Source organism: Caulobacter sp. (genome assembly GCF_035254145.1).
Taxonomy (GTDB): Bacteria; Pseudomonadota; Alphaproteobacteria; order Caulobacterales; family Caulobacteraceae; genus Caulobacter.
The window spans coordinates 1-18488 of record NZ_DATFAV010000067.1 but is presented as its reverse complement, the minus strand read 5'-3'; the positions used below and the strand labels follow the sequence as shown (position 1 = coordinate 18488).

The 18488-nt window shown below is 68.9% G+C and carries 15 protein-coding genes and 1 tRNA gene; 11 read left to right on the top strand and 5 right to left on the bottom strand.

Annotated features, from left to right (window positions below; translation table 11 throughout):
• From VJ655_RS03670 to VJ655_RS03650, 5 genes are all read left to right on the top strand, one after another.
• On the top strand, positions 1 to 157 hold a 157-nt coding region (locus tag VJ655_RS03670; RefSeq protein ID WP_324098369.1), incomplete at its 5' end, for a FliM/FliN family flagellar motor switch protein.
• 86 nt (positions 158 to 243) lie between these two features.
• Positions 244 to 328: transfer RNA gene (locus VJ655_RS03665), tRNA-Leu, on the top strand.
• A gap of 144 nt (positions 329 to 472) precedes the next feature.
• The gene (mgtE, locus tag VJ655_RS03660) at positions 473 to 1942 is read left to right on the top strand and encodes a magnesium transporter (protein ID WP_324098367.1); all 1470 of its coding nucleotides are present in this window, start codon (positions 473 to 475) and stop codon (positions 1940 to 1942) included.
• A 97-nt stretch (positions 1943 to 2039) separates the two neighbouring features.
• Positions 2040 to 3296 (top strand): lysozyme-family localization factor SpmX, encoded by a 1257-nt coding sequence (gene spmX / locus VJ655_RS03655; protein WP_324098365.1) that lies wholly within the window; start codon positions 2040 to 2042, stop codon positions 3294 to 3296.
• A gap of 82 nt (positions 3297 to 3378) precedes the next feature.
• A complete protein-coding gene (locus VJ655_RS03650; protein ID WP_324098363.1) occupies positions 3379 to 4539 on the top strand; it encodes an isovaleryl-CoA dehydrogenase in 1161 nt (386 codons plus the stop codon).
• 9 nt (positions 4540 to 4548) lie between these two features.
• On the opposite strand, the gene VJ655_RS03645 is transcribed toward VJ655_RS03650, so the two are convergent.
• The 3 genes from VJ655_RS03645 to VJ655_RS03635 all read right to left on the bottom strand — a co-directional run bounded on the left by VJ655_RS03645 (position 4549) and on the right by VJ655_RS03635 (position 8371).
• Positions 4549 to 7020 carry a cation-translocating P-type ATPase gene (locus tag VJ655_RS03645; protein WP_324098361.1) on the bottom strand — a complete coding sequence of 824 codons (2472 nt, stop codon included), beginning with the start codon at positions 7018 to 7020 and terminating at the stop codon, positions 4549 to 4551.
• 7 nt (positions 7021 to 7027) lie between these two features.
• Positions 7028 to 7873: a universal stress protein gene (locus tag VJ655_RS03640; RefSeq protein WP_324098359.1), complete on the bottom strand. Its 846-nt coding sequence runs from the start codon at positions 7871 to 7873 to the stop codon at positions 7028 to 7030.
• Between the two features lie 336 nt (positions 7874 to 8209).
• Complete coding sequence (locus tag VJ655_RS03635) at positions 8210 to 8371, bottom strand: hypothetical protein (RefSeq protein ID WP_324098357.1); 162 nt, start codon at positions 8369 to 8371, stop codon at positions 8210 to 8212.
• A 139-nt stretch (positions 8372 to 8510) separates the two neighbouring features.
• On the opposite strand from VJ655_RS03635, the gene VJ655_RS03630 reads away from it, so the two are divergent.
• A complete protein-coding gene (locus tag VJ655_RS03630; protein ID WP_324098355.1) occupies positions 8511 to 9305 on the top strand; it encodes a methyltransferase domain-containing protein in 795 nt (264 codons plus the stop codon).
• On the opposite strand, the gene VJ655_RS03625 is transcribed toward VJ655_RS03630, so the two are convergent.
• Positions 9291 to 11057, bottom strand: a complete 1767-nt coding sequence (locus VJ655_RS03625; protein WP_324098353.1) for a patatin-like phospholipase family protein — start codon at positions 11055 to 11057, stop codon at positions 9291 to 9293. The genes VJ655_RS03630 and VJ655_RS03625 overlap by 15 nt on opposite strands.
• Before the next feature lie 264 nt (positions 11058 to 11321).
• Here VJ655_RS03625 and VJ655_RS03620 point away from each other — a divergent pair, with 264 nt between their 5' ends.
• The 5 genes from VJ655_RS03620 to VJ655_RS03600 all read left to right on the top strand — a co-directional run bounded on the left by VJ655_RS03620 (position 11322) and on the right by VJ655_RS03600 (position 17712).
• On the top strand, positions 11322 to 12914 hold the full coding sequence (locus VJ655_RS03620; protein WP_324098351.1) for a carboxyl transferase domain-containing protein: 1593 nt from the start codon (positions 11322 to 11324) through the stop codon (positions 12912 to 12914).
• A 22-nt stretch (positions 12915 to 12936) separates the two neighbouring features.
• On the top strand, positions 12937 to 13776 hold the full coding sequence (locus tag VJ655_RS03615) for an enoyl-CoA hydratase-related protein (protein ID WP_324098349.1): 840 nt from the start codon (positions 12937 to 12939) through the stop codon (positions 13774 to 13776).
• 35 nt (positions 13777 to 13811) lie between these two features.
• Entirely contained in the window at positions 13812 to 15128 is a 1317-nt protein-coding gene (locus tag VJ655_RS03610; protein WP_324098347.1) for a DUF3667 domain-containing protein, read from the top strand.
• Positions 15129 to 15137: 9 nt separating this feature from the next.
• Positions 15138 to 17099 (top strand): acetyl/propionyl/methylcrotonyl-CoA carboxylase subunit alpha, encoded by a 1962-nt coding sequence (locus tag VJ655_RS03605; protein WP_324098345.1) that lies wholly within the window; start codon positions 15138 to 15140, stop codon positions 17097 to 17099.
• A 214-nt stretch (positions 17100 to 17313) separates the two neighbouring features.
• A complete protein-coding gene (locus VJ655_RS03600) occupies positions 17314 to 17712 on the top strand; it encodes a DUF1489 family protein (protein WP_324098343.1) in 399 nt (132 codons plus the stop codon).
• A 13-nt stretch (positions 17713 to 17725) separates the two neighbouring features.
• Here VJ655_RS03600 and panC read toward each other — a convergent pair.
• Positions 17726 to 18488 (bottom strand): pantoate--beta-alanine ligase (gene panC / locus VJ655_RS03595; protein WP_324098341.1); only part of this gene is annotated, 763 nt, incomplete at its 5' end.

Below are 18488 nucleotides of genomic sequence, written 5' to 3'. Positions count from 1 at the left end.
GGTGATCCCGCTGGACGCCAAGACCAATGACGAGGTCTGGATCCTGGCCAACAACCACCCGATCGCGCGCGGCGAAATCCAGATCAGCGACGACCGCATCGCCATCCAGGTGACTCGGGCGGCCGACGTCTACGACTACATGGCGGGCGGCGCCTAATTCGTCGCGGGCCCGGTTTCGCCAATAGCGAAACTTCCGACTTCCCAAAGCCGATTCAGTTTGCTACGTGCCGCCCCTCACCACGAGCGGTCGTGGCGGAATTGGTAGACGCGCAGCGTTGAGGTCGCTGTATCGCAAGATGTGGAAGTTCGAGTCTTCTCGACCGCACCAGGTGAACTTGAATAGGGCGCTCCGGCGAAATCGGTTTCCGACTCGCAAGGGGCGCTCTAATCGTTTCTGGCCCTGATTTCGCCTCGGGGTCGCTTCATCGGACCAATGTAACGAACCCAGCAGCCTAGAGCTCAGGAGGCCCCCATGACCCGGGACACCGCCGAACTGACCGACGACGTGCTGGACGACATCCCGCTGGCCCATATCCCGCTCCCCAAGTCCGAGACCCCGGAGGAGCTGGAAGACCTCGCTCTGGGCGACGACTACGCCCTCAATCCCGAATACGTCGAAATGGTGATCGACGCCGCCGACAGCGGCGACACCAAGCGGCTGCGCGAACTGGTCGGCGCGCTGGACCCGGCCGACGTCGCCGACCTGATGGGCTTCCTGACCGCCGACTACCGCGAGCAGGTGATCCCGCTGCTCGACCCCGAGGCCCTGGGCGAGATCATCTCGGAGATGGACGAGAACCTCCGCGAGGAGGTCCTGGAGGCCACGCCGTCGGTGACCCTGGCCCGCGCGCTGGAGGAGCTGGACACCGACGACGCCGCCGACGTCATCGACGACCTGGACGACACCAAGCGCTTCCAGGTGCTGGCCGCCATGGGCGAGACCGACCGCGCCGCCATCGAGACGACCCTGTCGTACGAGGACGAGACCGCCGGCCGCCTGATGCAGCGCGAGTTCCTGGCCGCGCCCGAGTTCTGGACGGTCGGCCAGACCATCGACCACGTCCGCGAGGCCGGCGACACGCTGCCGGAGCTGTTCTTCGACGTCTATGTGGTCGATCCGACCTACAAGCCCGTCGGCGCCATCCCGATCAGCACCCTGCTGCGCAGTCGCCGCGAGACGCCGCTGGCCGAGCTGATGGAGGCGGTCACCGAAATCGACGTGGCGATGGACCAGGAAGAGGTCGCCTACATCTTCGACAAGTACCACCTGATCAGCGCCCCGGTGATCGATCCGGGTGGGCGGCTGGTGGGCCAGATCACCGTCGACGACATCGTCGAGGTCATCCGCGACGAGGCGGAGGAGGACATCCTGGCCCTGGCCGGCGTGTCCGACGCCGGCCGCGACGCCTCGGTGGTCGAGATCGTCAAGTCGCGCCTGCCGTGGCTGATGCTGAACCTGGCCACCGCGACCCTGGCGGTCAGCGGCGTCGCCATCTTCCAGGCCGAGATCGCCCAGTTGGTCGCTCTGGCCATCCTGATGCCGATCGTCTCGTCGCTGGGCGGCAACGCCGGCACCCAGACCCTGGCCGTGGCCGTGCGCGCCCTGGCCAGCAAGGAGCTGACCACGGCCAACGCCCGCCGGATCATCACCCGCGAGCTGCTGGTCGGCCTGGTCAACGGCCTGTGCCTGGCCCTGGTGATGGGCACGGCGACCTATCTGTTCTTCGGTCCGTCCGACCACCACGGCAAGCTGGCGATCATCGTCGGCTCGGCCCTGGTGGCCAACATCTTCACCGCGGCGGTTGGCGGCATCCTCGCGCCCCTGGCCCTGGAGAAGATGGGACGCGACCCGGCGGTGTCCTCTTCGATCTTCGTGACCTTCCTGACCGACTTCACCGGCTTCTTCGCGGTGCTGCTGATCGCGTCGCTTCTGCTGCATTGACGTCATGGTGGCGCGCAGGAGGTGTAAACTGGCGCGGACCTTGCGCCGGGACAGGCGAACGCATCCGCGTCTGTCTCAATTTGGGTCAAACTAGGCGATGAAACCGCGTCATCAGGTCTCCCGCGCCGCCGTCGATCTCATCAAGAGATTCGAAGGCTACCGTCAGAAGGCCGCCCGGCTGCCCGACGGGCGCTGGACGGTCGGCTACGGCCATACGCTGACCGCGCGCGAAGGCGCGAGCGTCTCGGAACAGGACGCCGAGGCGCTGCTGCTCTACGACCTGATCTCGGTGGCCCATTCGGTCAACGAACACACCTACACGCCGTTGACCCAGAACCAGTTCGACGCGCTGATCTGCTTCGCCTTCAATATCGGCCTCGACAACTTCCTGCGTTCGGGCGTGCTGCGCCGGATCAACGAAGGCTCGCTGCTGCAGGCCGCGTGCGCCATGGAGATGTGGCGCAAGGCCGATTTCGAGGGTGAGCGCATCGTCATCGACGCCCTGGTCCGTCGCCGCTCGGCCGAGAAGACCCTGTTCCTGACGCCAAAGAACGGTGAATGGGTCCCCGCGCCCAGCCCCGTGCTGCGGCCGAAGATCGACTATGACGCCGGCAGCGCGATCCCCCTGCAGACCCCGGCCGCCGTCAGCACGCGCACCGACGGTGATCGCGTGATCGCCGAGCGCGAGGACGGCCTGCCCTTCGGCGCGATTGTCCCGGAAGAGGACGGTCCGACCGCCACCGAACAATCGGCCGCCGCCGTCAGCGCGCGCCTGGAGGCCATCCTGAGCGAGACGGGCGCCGCACTTGGCAAGTCGCGCGAGCCGCGCCAGGACCTCGGGCTTCCCGAGCCGCCGGTTCCCCCGGCGAACCAGCCCGCCAACGCCCCTTCGGGCCCGGCGCTGTTCCAGGTGGAGCCGGTCGCCGCGCCGACCGTCGAGTTTTCGCCCTTCCGCCTGCCGCTTCAGCCGGTCGAGGGCGCGGACAAGGCCGGCTCGGCCGCGCCGGCTGCCAATGAGCCGACCCTGTTCGGGACGCCGGTCGAAGGCGGCTCGGTGTTCAATCTGGACGGCTTCTCGACCAGCGAGGCCAGCGACCTGTCGCGCGCGGCCGAGATCGCCGGAGGTCGCGCCCGCAAGTCGCGCTCCGGCGCCAGCCTGCTGATCGTGCTGGGCCTGCTGGGCCTGGCCCTGTTCGGCGGCGGCGTGTTGTGGATCCTGACCGTCGCGGCCGGCGCCGCCGACCAGGTCAAATTGTTCGGCTACGGCGCCAGCATGATCGGGGCGATCTGCTTCGTGGTTTCGGCGTATCTTCTGTTGCGCCGACTGGCCGGGCCGGATAAGGCGGGCGAATAAGAAGTTTCCTTCCTCAAGGGAGGCTGAGCAAGAACGCCCGCGGGTCTCGGTGATCCGTGGGCGTTCGTGCTATGGGAGGGCTATGATGACGAATTTCGCACCTACGATGGACTTCGCGCTGGGCGAGACCGCCGACGCGATCCGCGAGACGACCGCGCGCTTCGCCGCCGACCGCATCGCGCCCCTGGCCGCCAAGATCGACGAAACTAACGCCTTCCCGCGCGAGCTGTGGGTTCCGATGGGCGACCTGGGCCTGCACGGGATCACCGTCGAGGAGGAATTCGGCGGCCTCGGGCTCGGCTATCTGGAACATGTCGTGGCGATGGAGGAGGTCTCCCGCGCCTCGGCCTCCGTGGGCCTTTCCTACGGCGCGCACTCGAACCTCTGCGTCAACCAGATCCGCCGCTGGGCCACGCCCGACCAGAAGCAGCGCTACCTGCCCAAGCTGATCAGCGGCGAGCATGTCGGCTCCCTGGCCATGAGCGAGGCCGGCGCGGGTTCGGACGTCGTGTCGATGAAGCTGCGGGCCGAGCAACGCGGCGACCGCTACGTGCTGAACGGCACGAAGTTCTGGATCACCAACGCCCCGCACGCCGACACCCTGGTCGTCTACGCCAAGACCGGCGAAGGCAGCCGCGGCATCACCGCCTTCATCGTCGAGAAGGGCATGAAGGGCTTCAGCGTCTCCAAGAAGCTGGACAAGATGGGCATGCGCGGCAGCGACACCGCCGAGCTGGTGTTCGAGGATTGCGAGATCCCTGAAGAGAACATCATGGGCCCGGTCGGCGGTGGCGTCGGGGTGCTGATGAGCGGCCTGGACTACGAGCGCGCCGTGCTCAGCGCCGGTCCGCTGGGCATCATGCAGGCGTGCCTAGACATCGTCCTGCCCTATGTGCGCGACCGCAAGCAGTTCGGCCAGGCGATCGGCTCGTTCCAGCTGATGCAGGGCAAGATCGCCGACATGTACGTGGCCCTGAACTCGGCGCGGGCCTATGTCTACGCCGTGGCGCGGGCCTGCGACGCGGGCAAGACCACGCGCTTCGACGCGGCGGGCGCGATCCTGATGGCGTCCGAGAACGCGGTGAAGGTCTCGCTGGAGGCCATCCAGGCCCTGGGCGGAGCGGGCTACACCAAGGAGTGGCCGGTCGAGCGCCTGCTGCGCGACGCCAAGCTCTATGACATCGGCGCGGGCACCAACGAGATCCGCCGCTACCTGATCGGCCGCGAGCTGATCGGGGCGTAGATCCGCGGATCAGGCGTCGCGGCGCAGGGTCCTCCACGCGACGACCCAGGCGCCGCTGGTGACCCCGGCGGCCAGGGCGCTGACGAGCAGGGCGGCCGGCGGCCGGGCGACTTCGAAGATCTGGGCCACCGGCGCCGCCCACATCATCAGCGCCAGGATGGCCGCGACCGCGCTCGCGATAAGCCAATAGGTCCACCGATGGGGGGCGAAAATCCGCCCCGAGGACATCGAGTCCGCCAGGGCCAGCGACAGGATGCCGACCGCCAAGGTCACGAACGCCGCGCCGCGCGCCTGCTCGGCGGAGGGCGAGTGCGTCAGGGCCCACAGGTAGACCCCGAGCACGGCGGCCAGCAGGGCCAGGCCCTGGATCAGCGCCATCCTGATCTGGCGAAGCCCGAACAGGGCCTCGTCGGCGCGTCGCGGCGGCCGTTTCATGGTGTCGCGTTCGCTGGGCTCGGCCTCGAACACCAGGGCGCAGGTCGGGTCGATGACGAGTTCCAGCAGCACGACGTGCATCGGCATCAGCATCGGCGGAAGGCCCAGGAGCACGGGGCCAAGCGCCATGCCGGCGATGGGGACGTGGATGGCGGTGACATAGGTCAGGGCGCGGCGGAGATTGGCGAAGATCCGCCGTCCCAGCCGCACGGCCCCGACGATCGAGGCGAAGCTGTCGTCCAGCAGGATGAGGTCCGCGGCCTCCCGGGCGACGTCGGTGCCCTTCTGGCCCATGGCGACGCCGATATGGGCGGCCTCCAGCGCCGGAGCGTCGTTCACGCCATCGCCGGTCATGGCGACGATCTCGCCGTCCGCCTTGAGGGCCTCGACCAGGCGCAGCTTCTGCTCGGGCGCGATCCGGGCGAACACGCGCACGCGCCGGAGCTGCTCGCACAGGGCCTCGAAGGGTAGGGCGGCCACGTCCGCCCCGGTCAGGACGCCGTTCTCGACCTCGATGCCGGCCTCGCGGGCGATCGCCAGGGCGGTGGCCGGATGGTCGCCGGTGATCATCACCACCTTGACGCCCGCGCCCCGCGCCTCCTGGAGGGCGGCCGGAACCTCGGCCCTCAGTGGGTCGATGAAGCCGAGCAGGCCCGCGAACGCGAAGGGCATGTCCAGCGGATCGCCGCCGACCTCGCTGGCCAGGCTGGCCGAGGCGACGCCCAGCACGCGCAGGCCCTGCTCGGCGTAGGCTCGCACGACTTCATGCAGACGCTCGGTCTCGGCCGTGTCCAGATGGCACAGGCGGAAGATCGCTTCGGGCGCGCCCTTGGCCGCGGCGGTCCGTCCATCGTCGGTCCCCCGCCAGACCTGGATGACCGCCAGCATTTCCGGCCGCAGCGGCCAGGCCTGCTCGGGCTGCTCGGTCAGGTCGGGCGCCCCATGCGTGGTCGCCAGACCCTTGACCGCCTTGTCCATCGGATCGACCGGGCGCACCGCCGAGGCCAGGGCGGCTAGGCGGATGACCTCGACCGCTTCGGCCGAAGGCTGGGCGGCCGCGACGTCGGAGCCGTTCGCCCAAACCCGGGCGACGCGCATGCGGTTCTCGGTCAGGGTGCCGGTCTTGTCGACGCAAAGCACCGTCGCGCCGCCCAGGGTCTCGACCACGGCGCTGCGGCGCACAAGCACCTTGTGGGTGGCCAGCCGCCAGGCGCCCAGCGCCAGGAAGACCGCCAGGATCATCGGAAACTCTTCTGGGATCAGCGAGATCGCCACCGTGATCCCTGAGAGGATCCCCTGGATCCAGTCGCCCCGCAGGACGCCATAGGCGACCACCACCAGGGCGCAGAAGGCCAGAGCCAGCCCGCCCAGCAAGCCGATCAGACGACCGGCGGTCTTCTGCAGCGGCGTCTGCTCCTGCTCGATGTCGGCCAGCGAGGCGCCGATCTTGCCCAGAGCGGAGCTCGCTCCGGTCTGCTCGACCAGAACCAGCCCCTGGCCGCGAACGACCATGGTGCCGCTGAACAGGGCGGACTCCGCGCCGCCATCGAGCGTCCGGGCGGGCTGCCTGGCCACCGGGGCGGATTCTCCGGTCAGGGCCGACTCGTCGACGCTCAGCACCTCGCCGGCGACCAGGACGCCGTCGGCGGGCAGGCGCTCGCCTTCGCCGATCAGGAGGATGTCGCCGGGCGCCAGCTCACGCGCCTGGATCCGCTGTTCGACGCCGTCGCGGATCACGCGCGCGGTGGGCTGGGCCAGTTCGCGCAGCGCCGCCAGCGCCCGCTCGCTACGGGCCTCCTGCAGGATGACCAGGCCCACGGACGCCGCCGCGCCGCCGAGCAGGAACAGCCCTTCGCCCAGGTCGCCCAGCACCAGATAGAGCAGCGCCGCGCCGATCAGCAGCAGGAACATCGGCTCCCGCATCGTTTCGGCCGCGATCCGCCAGAAGCCGCGCGCGCCCTCGGAGGGGATCTCGTTCGGCCCCGCCTCGCGCAGGCGCGCGGCAGCTTCCTCCTGGCTCAGGCCCTGGAGTCGACCGGCGTCCATCGTGGGATCAGTGGGCCAGGAAGAGCGGCCGCTTGGGCGCGTGCAGCATGTGTTCCGTCGCTCCGCCGAGGATGAACTCCCGCATGCGCGACCGGCCATAGGCGCCCATGACGATCAGGTCGGCTTTCCGCGTGGCCGCGAGGTCCTCAAGCACCTCGCCGATCTTGCGGCCGGCGGCGTCGACTTCCTCGGCGACCGCGTCGATCCCGTGGACCTGGAGGTGGCGGACGGCCTCCGCGGCCAGGCCAGCGCGGGCCTCGGGCTTCTCGTTGACGACGGTGGCGACCACGACCTTGCGCGCCTTGGCCAGCACGGGCAGGGCGTCGGCCAGGGCCCGCGCCGCCGATCGGCTTCCGTCCCAGGCGACCAGGACCGTGTCGAGCGCCGACGGCAGGTCGGCCTGGCCGGACTGATAGACGATGACGGGGCGTCCTGACTCGAAGACGACGGTCTCGGCGACGGCGCGCTGTCCGTCCAGATTGTCGGTGACGGGCACGAGGCAGAGGTCGCGCGTGCGGGCGGCGACGGCGACATGTTCGCCGGTGAGGACGAAGTCGGCCTTGGTCAGCAGGGTCTGCCCCTGGCCGCCGGCCTTCGCCAGTTTCGCGGAGAAGTTGGCGAGGCTGCTGCGGCCGGCCGCCAGACTCCGGGCCTCCTCCTCGTCGCACAGGCCGCTGAGGCCGATCAGGCGATCGGCCAGCCAGTTGCTCGGATTGCCCAGGTCGATCTGGACGGCCAGGGCCGTGATGCGGCTGTCGAAGGCCACCGCGAAGGCGACGGCCTGGTCGATCGCCTCCGGCCGCGTGGGCTCGGGATAGGTGTCGACGTGAAGCAGGATGTCTTTAAGCACCATCGGGAATCCTCCGTGGCGGCACCCTCCCACGCCGCCAAGGGTGAGGCTAGCGCGGAGGGTTGCGTATCCGGGCCGAAACGCAAGAAGCCCCGGTCGTGGACCGAGGCTTCCGCTTTTTGAGGGACTTCAGGGCTCGCGCCCCAACAGTCCCGGCATTTGTCCGCGAGCGCGCTGGGCTCTTAGAGGCCTTGAGTCCTCACGGAGATTTCCAGCGCACCTCGGATTGACAAATGAGACACTGGATCACCTCCTTTCAGTTGTTGAACAACACAGGAAGAATATGGGCCCTATCCCGGTGGAGAAAAGGGGGAGGGCGCGCGACCCGAGGTCGCGGCGTCAGATCGCCAGGAGACGGAGGCCGATCAGGATGGCCGCCCACAGCACGAGGGCGGCGCCGACCGCCAGGGGACGGTTCAGGTTGATCCGCCGAATGCTCGGCGGCGAGGCCGGGGCGCCGCCCGGGGCCCCACTGGGAGCAAGATGAATGCGCGTTACCATGCCGCGTGAAATCCTTCCCTGTGGCCTCTCTGCCGGAAGCCTGAGTCGAAACGTATGACGAATCTTCGCCTGTGAGAAGAATTCTTCACGTAAGGCGAAGTTGCACCATGTCCGATTGTCGCACTGGGTGAGGGATAGGATGGCCAGCTGGGATCCCGACATTTACGTCCTCTATCGCCGATACCGTGAAAGGCCGGCTTTCGACCTGCTGGCGGCGCTTCCGGAGGACTTGGATCCGCGCGAAATCTGGGACCTGGGCTGTGGTCCCGGAGAACAGGCGGCGTTTCTGGCCGCGCGATACCCGCAGGCTCGGGTCAGGGGACTGGATTCCAGCCCGGAGATGCTGAGCCGCGCCAGGGCGCTGCCGGCGCGGGTCGAGTGGGTCCAAGGCGATATCGAGGGTTTCGCGCCCGAGACGCCGGCCGATCTCCTGTTCTCGAACGCCGCCCTGCACTGGCTGGACGATCACGAGACGCTGATCCCGCGACTGGCGGGGATGTTGGCGCCGGGCGGCGTCCTGGCCGTCCAGATCCCCGTGGTCGAGGACCTGGGCTGGCGGGCCAGCCTGACGGAGATCGCGGAGACGGGCCCCTGGGCCGAGCGGCTGCGCGGCGTCGTCGGCGTGCGCGCCGCCAATGCGCCGGAAGACTACTACGCCTGGCTGGCGCCGCTGTGTCCCGAGATGGACATCTGGACGACCACCTATCTGCACGCCCTGCGCGGTGAGGACCCGATCGTCGAATGGACCATGGGCACGAGCCTGCGGCCCTATCTCGACGCCTTGCCGGACGACGAGAAGACGCCGTTCCTGGACGCCTGGCGCCGCCGCCTGGCCCAGGATCATCCGCGCCGCGCGGACGGCGTGACCCTGTTCCCGTTCAAGCGGCTGTTCATCGTCGCCAGGCGAGGCGACGAGGCGTCAGGGGCGGGCTAGGCTCGCCTGACGCTCGCGAAGGCTGACCCTGCGGCGGAGCATAGTGACCGGCTCATGCAGAGCGTCGAGCGCGAAGGCGGCCGCGACGTGTCCCGCCTTGACCGCCGGCTCGAAGGCCCGCCAGTCGCGGATGTCGACGCCTTCCAGCTTGGGCGTGATCAGCACGTCGGTGGCCTCCCGGGCGGCGGTCAGGTCGCGGCCGGTGGTGACGGTGGCCGCGCGCATCAGCAGGGCCACGATCGGCGGACCGCGCCGCCAGTCGCCCGAAATGATCCAGCTCCATAGCGAGTGCGGGGTGACGATGTCGTCGCTGGTGATGCTGCGGCCGCGCGTGACGTCGACGCCGACGATCGGGCCGGAATGGAAGGCGCGCATGATGTCGGCCGGGAAGTTCTTCATCACCGCGCCGTCCACCAGCACCGCGCCCTTCTCGGTGGCCGGCGGCATGACCCCGGGCAGGGAGATCGTGGCGCGCAGCGCGGCCTGCAGCTCGCCGGCGCGATGCAGATGGTAGGCGCCGGAGGTCAGGTTGGACGAGACGCAGAAGAACGGCAGCCAGAGATCGCTGATCTGGACCCCGCCGAAGTGCTCCTCCAGCCGCGCCCTGACCTTTTCGCCCCGGGTCATGGCGATCATCGGGAAGGCGATGTCGTCCAGCGGGCTGGTGTCGACGAAGGCCTTGTGGATGCGGGTCTCCATCTCGCCGTCGTCCCAGCCCATGGCCAGGCCCGCGGCGACGATCGCCCCCATCGAGGCGCCGCCGACGAAGTCGATCGGAATGGCCCGCTCACGCATGGCCTGGATCGCGCCGACGTGGGCGTAGGCCCTGGCGCCGCCGCCCGACAGCACCAGGCCCACCGACTGGCCGGTCATCACCCGCGCCAGGCGCTGCATGTCCGCCACGCCGTTCTCGCGCAGATGGAACAGGCGGGCGGCCTGGGTGGCGGCCACCCAGGACTCGGAGCCGGCGGGGCGCGCCAGGCTGGCCGATTGCAGCAGGATCAGGTCGACCAGCCTCTGGGCGTGCAGAGGGCCCGACGCGTAGCTGGGAATGACAGCCGGCGGCGTGCGGTCGCCTCGGCCCACCCGGAACAGGCGGTCGACCTGGCGGCCCACGACGTGTTTCCAGGCGGTCTCGTCGGCTTCGGCTACGTAGAGGACGAAGTCGTGGGCGTGCTCGACATTGCTGAACCATTCCGTCGGGGCCAGCAGCGCCTCCGCGCCTTCGACCGTGACGGAATAGCCGAGATCCTCGATGCAGCGACCCAGGCGCTCGATGATCGGCCGGATCGCCGCGCCAGCCTCCACGGCGATGAAGCCGAACACCGACGGATCGCCGATCGACGGCTGGCTGCGAGCCTGCCGCGCGCGGTGGATCATCAATCGCGAGATCTCCAGCATCACGCTGGGGTCCTCTTCAGCCGCTTCGAAGAAGGCGTCGCGTGGAAGGCCCAGGACCTCGCTGTCGCGCAGGGCGACCATGCTGGCCGAGTGGGCGGTGTCGCCGATCAGCGCCATCTCGCCGGCCGGCTCGCCAGGGCGGATCACACCCAGGAACTGCGGTTCCTGGCCATCCTCCCGGCGAAAGGCCCCCAGCCGGCCGGTCTTCAGGTAGTAGAGCTGATCGGCGGCCTCGCCGGGCTCGAACAGGGTCGCGCCGCCGGGCAGCGAAAACCAGGACGCCGTCCCGGTCCGCCGCTCGCGGGCGAACAGGCGCGCTAGGGCCGAGTCATCGGGCAGGGGCGTCTCCACGGCGCGAACGGTAGAGCGCGGCGGGCGGGCGTGTAAACGGCTTCGCTTGGCTCGCGCCATGGCGGATAAAACGCGGTCCGCCTCTCGAGGCGGCCTTCGTTGGGATCGGTGGGCGAGGCAGGCTCGACCAGCGTCGCGGCCTTTTGCGCAAGCGTTGCTCTGTCAGTCGAAATGATTAAGAACGTTTTGGCCTCGAACCTCGACGTCCGAGGGTGCAAAAAACTCCGGCTTCCGGGGCAGGGTGGAAAAGGCTAAGCGTCGTTCATGCCGAAGTTGAACTCCGTTATCGACACGACCGGCGAAGCCTTCGCCCGCAACGCGGCGCACAACCGCGCCCTGGTCGAGGACTTGCGCGCCAAGGTCGCCGAGGCGGCCCTGGGCGGCCCGGAGAGCGCCCGCGAGCGCCACGCCTCGCGCGGCAAGCTGCTGCCCCGTCAGCGCGTGGAGCGGCTGTTGGACCCGGGCTCGCCCTTCCTGGAGATCGGCCAGCTGGCCGCCTGTGATCTCTATGGCGGCGAGGCGCCGGGGGCGGGGATCATCTGCGGGATCGGACGCGTGTCGGGTCGCGAGGTGATGATCGTCGCCAACGACGCCACGGTGAAGGGCGGCGCCTATTTCCCGATGACGGTGAAGAAGCACCTGCGCGCCCAGGAGATCGCCGCCCAGAACCGCCTGCCGTGCGTCTATCTGGTCGACAGCGGCGGCGCGAACCTGCCGCACCAGGCCGAGGTCTTCCCGGATCGCGACCATTTCGGCCGTATCTTCTTCAACCAGGCGCGGATGAGCGCGGCGGGCATCGCCCAGATCGCCTGCGTCATGGGCTCGTGCACCGCCGGCGGCGCCTATGTCCCGGCCATGAGCGACGAGACCGTCATCGTCCGCAATCAAGGCACCATCTTCCTGGCCGGCCCGCCGCTGGTGAAGGCCGCCACCGGCGAGGTCATTTCGGCGGAGGAGCTGGGCGGGGCCGAGACCCACGGCCGCCGCTCCGGCGTCGTCGACCACGTGGCCGAAAACGACGAGCACGCGCTGGAGATCGTCCGCTCGATCGTCGCCAACCTGAACACCGCCAAGCCCGAGCAGCTGGTCCTGACCGAGGCCGAGCCGCCGCTGTACGATCCGGAAGAGATCTACGGTGTCGTCCCGACCGACGTCCGCGCGCCCTACGACGTGCGCGAGGTCATCGCCCGCATCGTCGACGGCAGCCAGTTCGACGAGTTCAAGGCGCTGTACGGCACGACCCTGGTCTGTGGTTTCGCCCGCATCTGGGGGCAGCCGGTGGCCATCCTGGCCAATAACGGCGTGCTGTTCAGCGAAAGCGCCGTGAAGGGCGCGCACTTCATCGAGCTGGCCTGCAAGCGCAAGATTCCGCTGGTCTTCCTGCAGAACATCTCGGGCTTCATGGTCGGCGGCAAGTACGAGGCCGGCGGCATCGCCAAGGACGGCGCCAAGCTGGTCACGGCCGTCGCCTCGGCCGAGGTTCCGAAGTTCACCGTGCTGATCGGCGGCAGCTTCGGGGCGGGCAACTACGGCATGTGCGGTCGGGCCTACTCGCCGCGCTTCCTCTTCACCTGGCCCAACAGCCGCATCTCGGTAATGGGCGGCGAGCAGGCCGCCAGCGTGCTGGCCACCGTCCACCGCGACGCCACCAAGTGGACGCCCGAGGAGGCCGAGGCCTTCAAGGCGCCGATCCGCCAGCGCTACGAGGACGAGGGCAATCCCTACCACGCGACCGCGCGCCTGTGGGACGACGGGATCATTGACCCGGCTCAAACCCGCGATGTGCTGGGGCTTGCAATCTCGGCCAGTCTCAACGCCCCTATCCCGGAGACGACCTTCGGCGTCTTCCGGATGTAGCGTCACCTAAAAGGAACCAACCATGACCAACCCCATCGCCGATCCCATCGTCGAGGTTCCCGACACCGACGCGATGAGCCCGTTGGTCCATATGGACTCCACGCCCGAGGGCGCCGTCACCGTCTGGATCAACCGGCCCGAGAAGAAGAACGCCTTCGACGTCGCCACCGTCGCGGCCCTGCGCCAGACTTTCGAGACCCTGCATGGGGCCGAGGGCGTGCGCGTGGTGTTCCTGCGTGGCGTCGGCGGGACGTTCAGCGCCGGCGCGGATCTGTCCTGGATGGCCGACGCGGTCGAGTGGGACGAGGACGACAACCGCGAGGACGCCCTCGAGCTGGCCCAGATGCTCAAGGCCCTGCATGACATCCCGGCGCTGACCGTGGCCCTGGTCGAAGGTCCGGCCTTTGGCGGCGGCGCGGGTCTGGTCGCCGCCTGCGATCACGCCCTGGCCCTGTTCGACGCCAAGTTCTCGTTCTCGGAGGTCAAGCTGGGCCTGACTCCGGCGACCATCAGCCCGTATGTGATCCAGGCCCTGGGCCCGCGCACGACGAAGCTGCTGTTCGCCACCGGCCGGGTGTTCGACGCCGACGACGCCTGGGGCTACGGCCTGGTCGACGAGGTGTTCGAGGATGTCGCCAGCCTGGAAGTCGCCCGCGACGCCCTGATCGAGGAAATGGCTCCCTGCGCGCCCGGCGCGATCGGCGACGCCAAGGCGCTGGTCAACGACTTCGCTGGTCAGAAACTCGACAGGGGCCTGATCGAGGAGAGCGCCAAGCGCATCGCCCGCCGCCGCGTTTCGGAAGAAGGCCAGGAAGGCGTGCGGGCCTTCCTCGCGCGCCGTAAACCGTCCTGGGTTGAATAGACTCAACTTCAGGGACGTTTGAGGGGGCGTAGGGCGTGGTCACAGGCGCGGAATTGGAAGTGGCGGCGGCGGACTCGGCGGGAGGGTTCACCGGACGCGGGAAGAAGAAGCCGTTCACCCACCAGGGCGACCCCTGCAAGAACTGCGGGACGCCCCTGGAAGGCTGGTACTGCTACAACTGCGGCCAGAACGCCGACACCCATCACCGCTCGATTCTGCACCTGATCTGGGAAGCCATCGAGGGGATGTTCCACCTCGATGGTCGCCTGGCCAACACCTTGCCGCTGCTGTTCTTCAAGCCGGGCAAGCTGGCCAAGGACTACATGGAAGGCCGGATCGTGCGGCACGTGCCGCCGTTCCGCACCTTCCTGGTGGCGCTGCTGCTGTTCATCTTCGCCGCCGAGCACGCCATCCACAACATCCGCCATCAGCAGGAGCTGAAGGAGGAGAAGGAGGCCGCGGCCCTGGCCACGCCCGCCGGTCGCAAGGCCAAGGCCGACGAGATGCGCAAGGACGCCGTCGAAGCACGCGACGAGCGTCTGGCCGACGCCGCCCAGGAGCGCGACGAGAGCCTCAAGGAAGAGGGCGTCGACAAGGCCAAGATCGCCCAGGACTACGCCGAGGACGTCAAGAAGGCGCAGACGCGTTACGCCGAGCGTGTGACCGAGGCTGACGCGTTGGAAAAGAACCCCAACGCCGGCGCCGAGGCCTTGGCCAAGCTGCACAATCGCGGCTCGAACGCCGCCGCGCAGATCCGGAATCTGGACCTCCAGAGCCCCGAAGAGATGGAGAGCGGCGCGCGGAAGATCGCCGAGGCCCAGGTCGGCGGCCAGCACTTCAATGTGGTCGTGCCCGACGCGAGCCACCCGCCATCCACCGGCGCGCACGTCTCCATTGGCCAAGACTCCTCCAAGGAGGGCGTCAAGCACTGGGCCAAGGAAGGCGTGGCCAAGGCCGTCGCCAATCCCGACTACTACATCCTGGTGCTGTTCGGCTGGGCCCACCGCCTGGCGGTGCTGCTGCTGCCGATCATCGGCCTGTCCCTGGCGCTGGTCTATGTGAACAAGCGTCAGTACTTCATCTATGACCATCTGCTGGTCGCGACGAACCTCTTGTCATTCTCGTTCCTGACCAACGCCATTGGCATGGTTCTCCCTGGAAATCTGGTAGGCTTCTGGCTGGTCCTCTTGACCTTCTGGACCCCGATCAACCTGTTCCAGACCCTGCGCGGCGGCTACGGCTCCAGCGTCGTCGGCGCCATCTTCAAGACCCTGGTGGTCTGGTTCATGAGCGTCTTCGCTTTCGGCCTGCTGCTCGTGGCGCTGATGCTGTTCACTCTTTCCCAGATGTAGGGCTCCGCCTTGATCTCCTCCGTCCTGATCGCCAATCGCGGCGAGATCGCCCGCCGTATCATCCGCACCGCCCGCGAACTGGGCGTGCGGACGATCGCCGTCTATTCGGAAGCCGACGCCGACGCGCCGTTCGTGATGGAGGCCGACGCGGCGATCCTGATCGGACCGGCGCCGGCCAAGGACAGCTATCTCGACCCGAAGAAGATCCTGGCCGCGGCCCGGCAGATGGGGGCGGACGCCATTCACCCCGGCTACGGCTTCCTGTCCGAGAACGCCGACTTCGCCCAGAGCGTGGTCGACGCGGGCCTGACCTGGATCGGCCCACCGCCTTCGGCGATCCGCGCCATGGGCCTGAAGGACGCGGCCAAGAAGGTGATGATCGACGCCGGCGTGCCGACCACGCCCGGCTATCTGGGCGAGGACCAATCGGTCGAACGCCTGACCGCCGAGGCGGGGAAGATCGGCTATCCCGTGCTGATCAAGGCGGTGGCCGGCGGCGGCGGCAAGGGCATGCGCAAGGTCGAGCGGGCGGAGGATTTCGAGGCGGCCCTGGGCTCGTGCCGGCGCGAGGCCTCGGCCGCGTTCGGCGACGAGCGGGTGCTGCTGGAAAAGTATGTCACCCGCCCGCGCCACATCGAGGTGCAGGTGTTCGGCGACCAGTACGGCGAGGTCGTCCACCTCTATGAGCGCGACTGCTCGCTGCAGCGCCGTCACCAGAAGGTCATCGAGGAAGCCCCCGCGCCGGGCATGGACGCGGCCACGCGCGCGGCCGTCTGCGCCGCCGCGGTCAAGGCCGCCAAGGCCGTGGGCTATGTCGGCGCTGGCACGGTCGAGTTCATCGCCGACGCCAGCGAAGGCCTGCGCGCCGATCGCATCTGGTTCATGGAGATGAACACCCGCCTGCAGGTCGAGCACCCGGTCACCGAGATGGTCACCGGCCAGGATCTGGTCGAATGGCAGCTGCGGGTGGCGTCCGGCGAGCGCCTGCCGCTGGAACAGGACGAGATCACCCTCGACGGCTGGGCCATGGAGGCGCGCCTCTACGCCGAGAACCCGGCGACGGGCTTCCTGCCCTCGACCGGCAAGCTCAAGCACTTCCGCCTGCCCGAGGGCGATGTCCGCGTCGATAGCGCCGTTGAGGAGGGTGGCGAGGTCACGCCCTTCTACGATCCGATGATCGCCAAGCTGATCGCCCACGGCGCCGATCGCGAGGACGCCGCCCAGCGCCTCGCCGAAGCCTGCGGCCTGGTCGAGGTCTGGCCGGTCAAGACCAACGCCGCCTTCCTGGCCAAGTGCGCCAGCCATCCGGACTTCGTCGACGGCGCGGTGGACACCGGCTTCATCGAGGCGCGGCTGGACGAGCTGGTCGAGCGGACCTTCAGTGACGAGCCAGCCATGGCCGCGATCGGTTGGCGGCTGGACAGCTTCCTCGACGCCGAGGCGCTACGTGATCCGTGGGCCGGCGCGCCCTCCAAGCTGCTGGGTTTCCGCATGAACGCCGATCGTGCGCCAATGACCCTGCCCATGTCGGTCGACGGCAAGCCGGCGCCGCTGCGCGTGGCGTTGATCGGCGGCGGCGGCGAGGATTGGTCGTGGGATATCCGCCACGCCGACGGCCAGGCGTTCGATGAGGTCACCCGCCTGCCGACGACCTACGGCAAGGGCCCGATCCACGTGTTCGAGGGGGGCGACGTCCAGACGTTCGACTTCGAGGCCAAGGTCGGCGGGGCGGGCGAGGGCGCGGCGTCCGATGGCGTGATCCTGTCGCCAATGCCGGGCAAGATCGTCTCGGTCGCCGTCGCGGCGGGACAGACGGTCAGCAAGGGCCATACCCTGCTGACCCTCGAGGCCATGAAGATGGAGCACGCCCTGGTCGCGCCGTTCGACGGCGTGGTGGCCGAACTCACCGCCTCGGCCGGCGGGCAGGTCAGCGAGGGCGTGGTGCTGGTTCGCCTAGATCCGCTGAACTAGGCGGAAAAAGAGAACCGCCGCTGCGGACGCCTGCGAAGCGGCCTTAGCGGCGGCGCGAGGCGGACGGATCCGCCAAAGTCATCGCGCACTGGTGTAGCGCGATGCCGTAGCCATAACGCGATGGCGGAGAGGCGCGACCCTTTTCACCCTCCGCGCGAGCGTCGGACGCTGTCGGGGCGATTGCCTTGCGCTCCCCGCGCGCTATCTAGCGACCATGGCGCTGCACATCATCAAGCTGGTCGTCGGCTGCGACACGATCGAGGATCTCCTGGCCTGGCACAAGGAAGGTCATCCCTGGATCATGCACACCCGCATGACGCCGAAGCGGATCGACGAGGTGCTGGACGGCGGTTCGCTGTACCGGGTGTTCAAGGGCCAGATCCTGTGCCGCCAGAAGATCCTGGCCATCGATACCGTCGGCTCCGGACCGGCGTCGCGGTGCGAGGTCACGGTCGATCCGACGATCGTCCGGGTGGCGCCGCAGCCTCGGCGGGCGTTCCAGGGATGGCGCTATCTGACGCCCGAGGACGCGCCGCCGGACCTTACCGAGAGCGAGGCGGCGGATCTGCCGCCGGAGCTGGCGCGCCAGCTGCGCGAGATCGGCGCCTGGTAGGGCCCGGCGAGGCTTAACCCACCGCCATGTTGTCGATCAGCCGCGTGCCGCCCAGCCAGGCCGCCACCAGGATGCGGCCGTCGGCCGCGCCGATCGGGCCAGGACCCAGGCGGGAGAGATCGCTAGCCTCGCGGATTTCCACATAGTCCACCTGACGGAAGCCCGCGGCCTTCAAGGCCGCCGTGGCGGCTTCCTCGGCCTTGTCGATCCGGCCGCCGGCCGCCACCGCGTGGGCGGCCGCCTTCATCGCATCGGGCAGGGCCACGGCCGCCGCGCGCTCCTGCGTGGTCAGGTAGGCGTTGCGGGAAGACAGAGCCAGGCCGTCCTCGGCCCGCGCGGTCGGCGCGCCGATGATCTCGATGGGAATGTCCAGGTCGCGGGCCATGCGCTTGACCACCTGCAGCTGCTGGTAGTCCTTCTCGCCGAACACGGCGACGTCGGCCTGGGACTGGATGAAGAGCTTGGCCACCACGGTGGCGACACCGCCGAAGAACTGCGGTCGCGCCGCGCCCTCCAGCGGTTCGGACACGCCGGAAACCGTGATCGCCGTCGAGAAGCCTGGGGCGTACATCTCGGCCGGACCGGGCGCGAACATCAGGTCGCAGCCGACCGAAGCCAGCTTCTCGGCGTCGACCGCCTCGCCGCGTGGATAGGCGTCGAAGTCCTCGTGCGGCGCGAACTGCTTGGGATTGACGAAGACGCTGGCGATCACGCGGTCGGCGTTCTGCTGGGCCAGGCGGATCAGCGACAGGTGCCCCTCGTGCAAGGCGCCCATG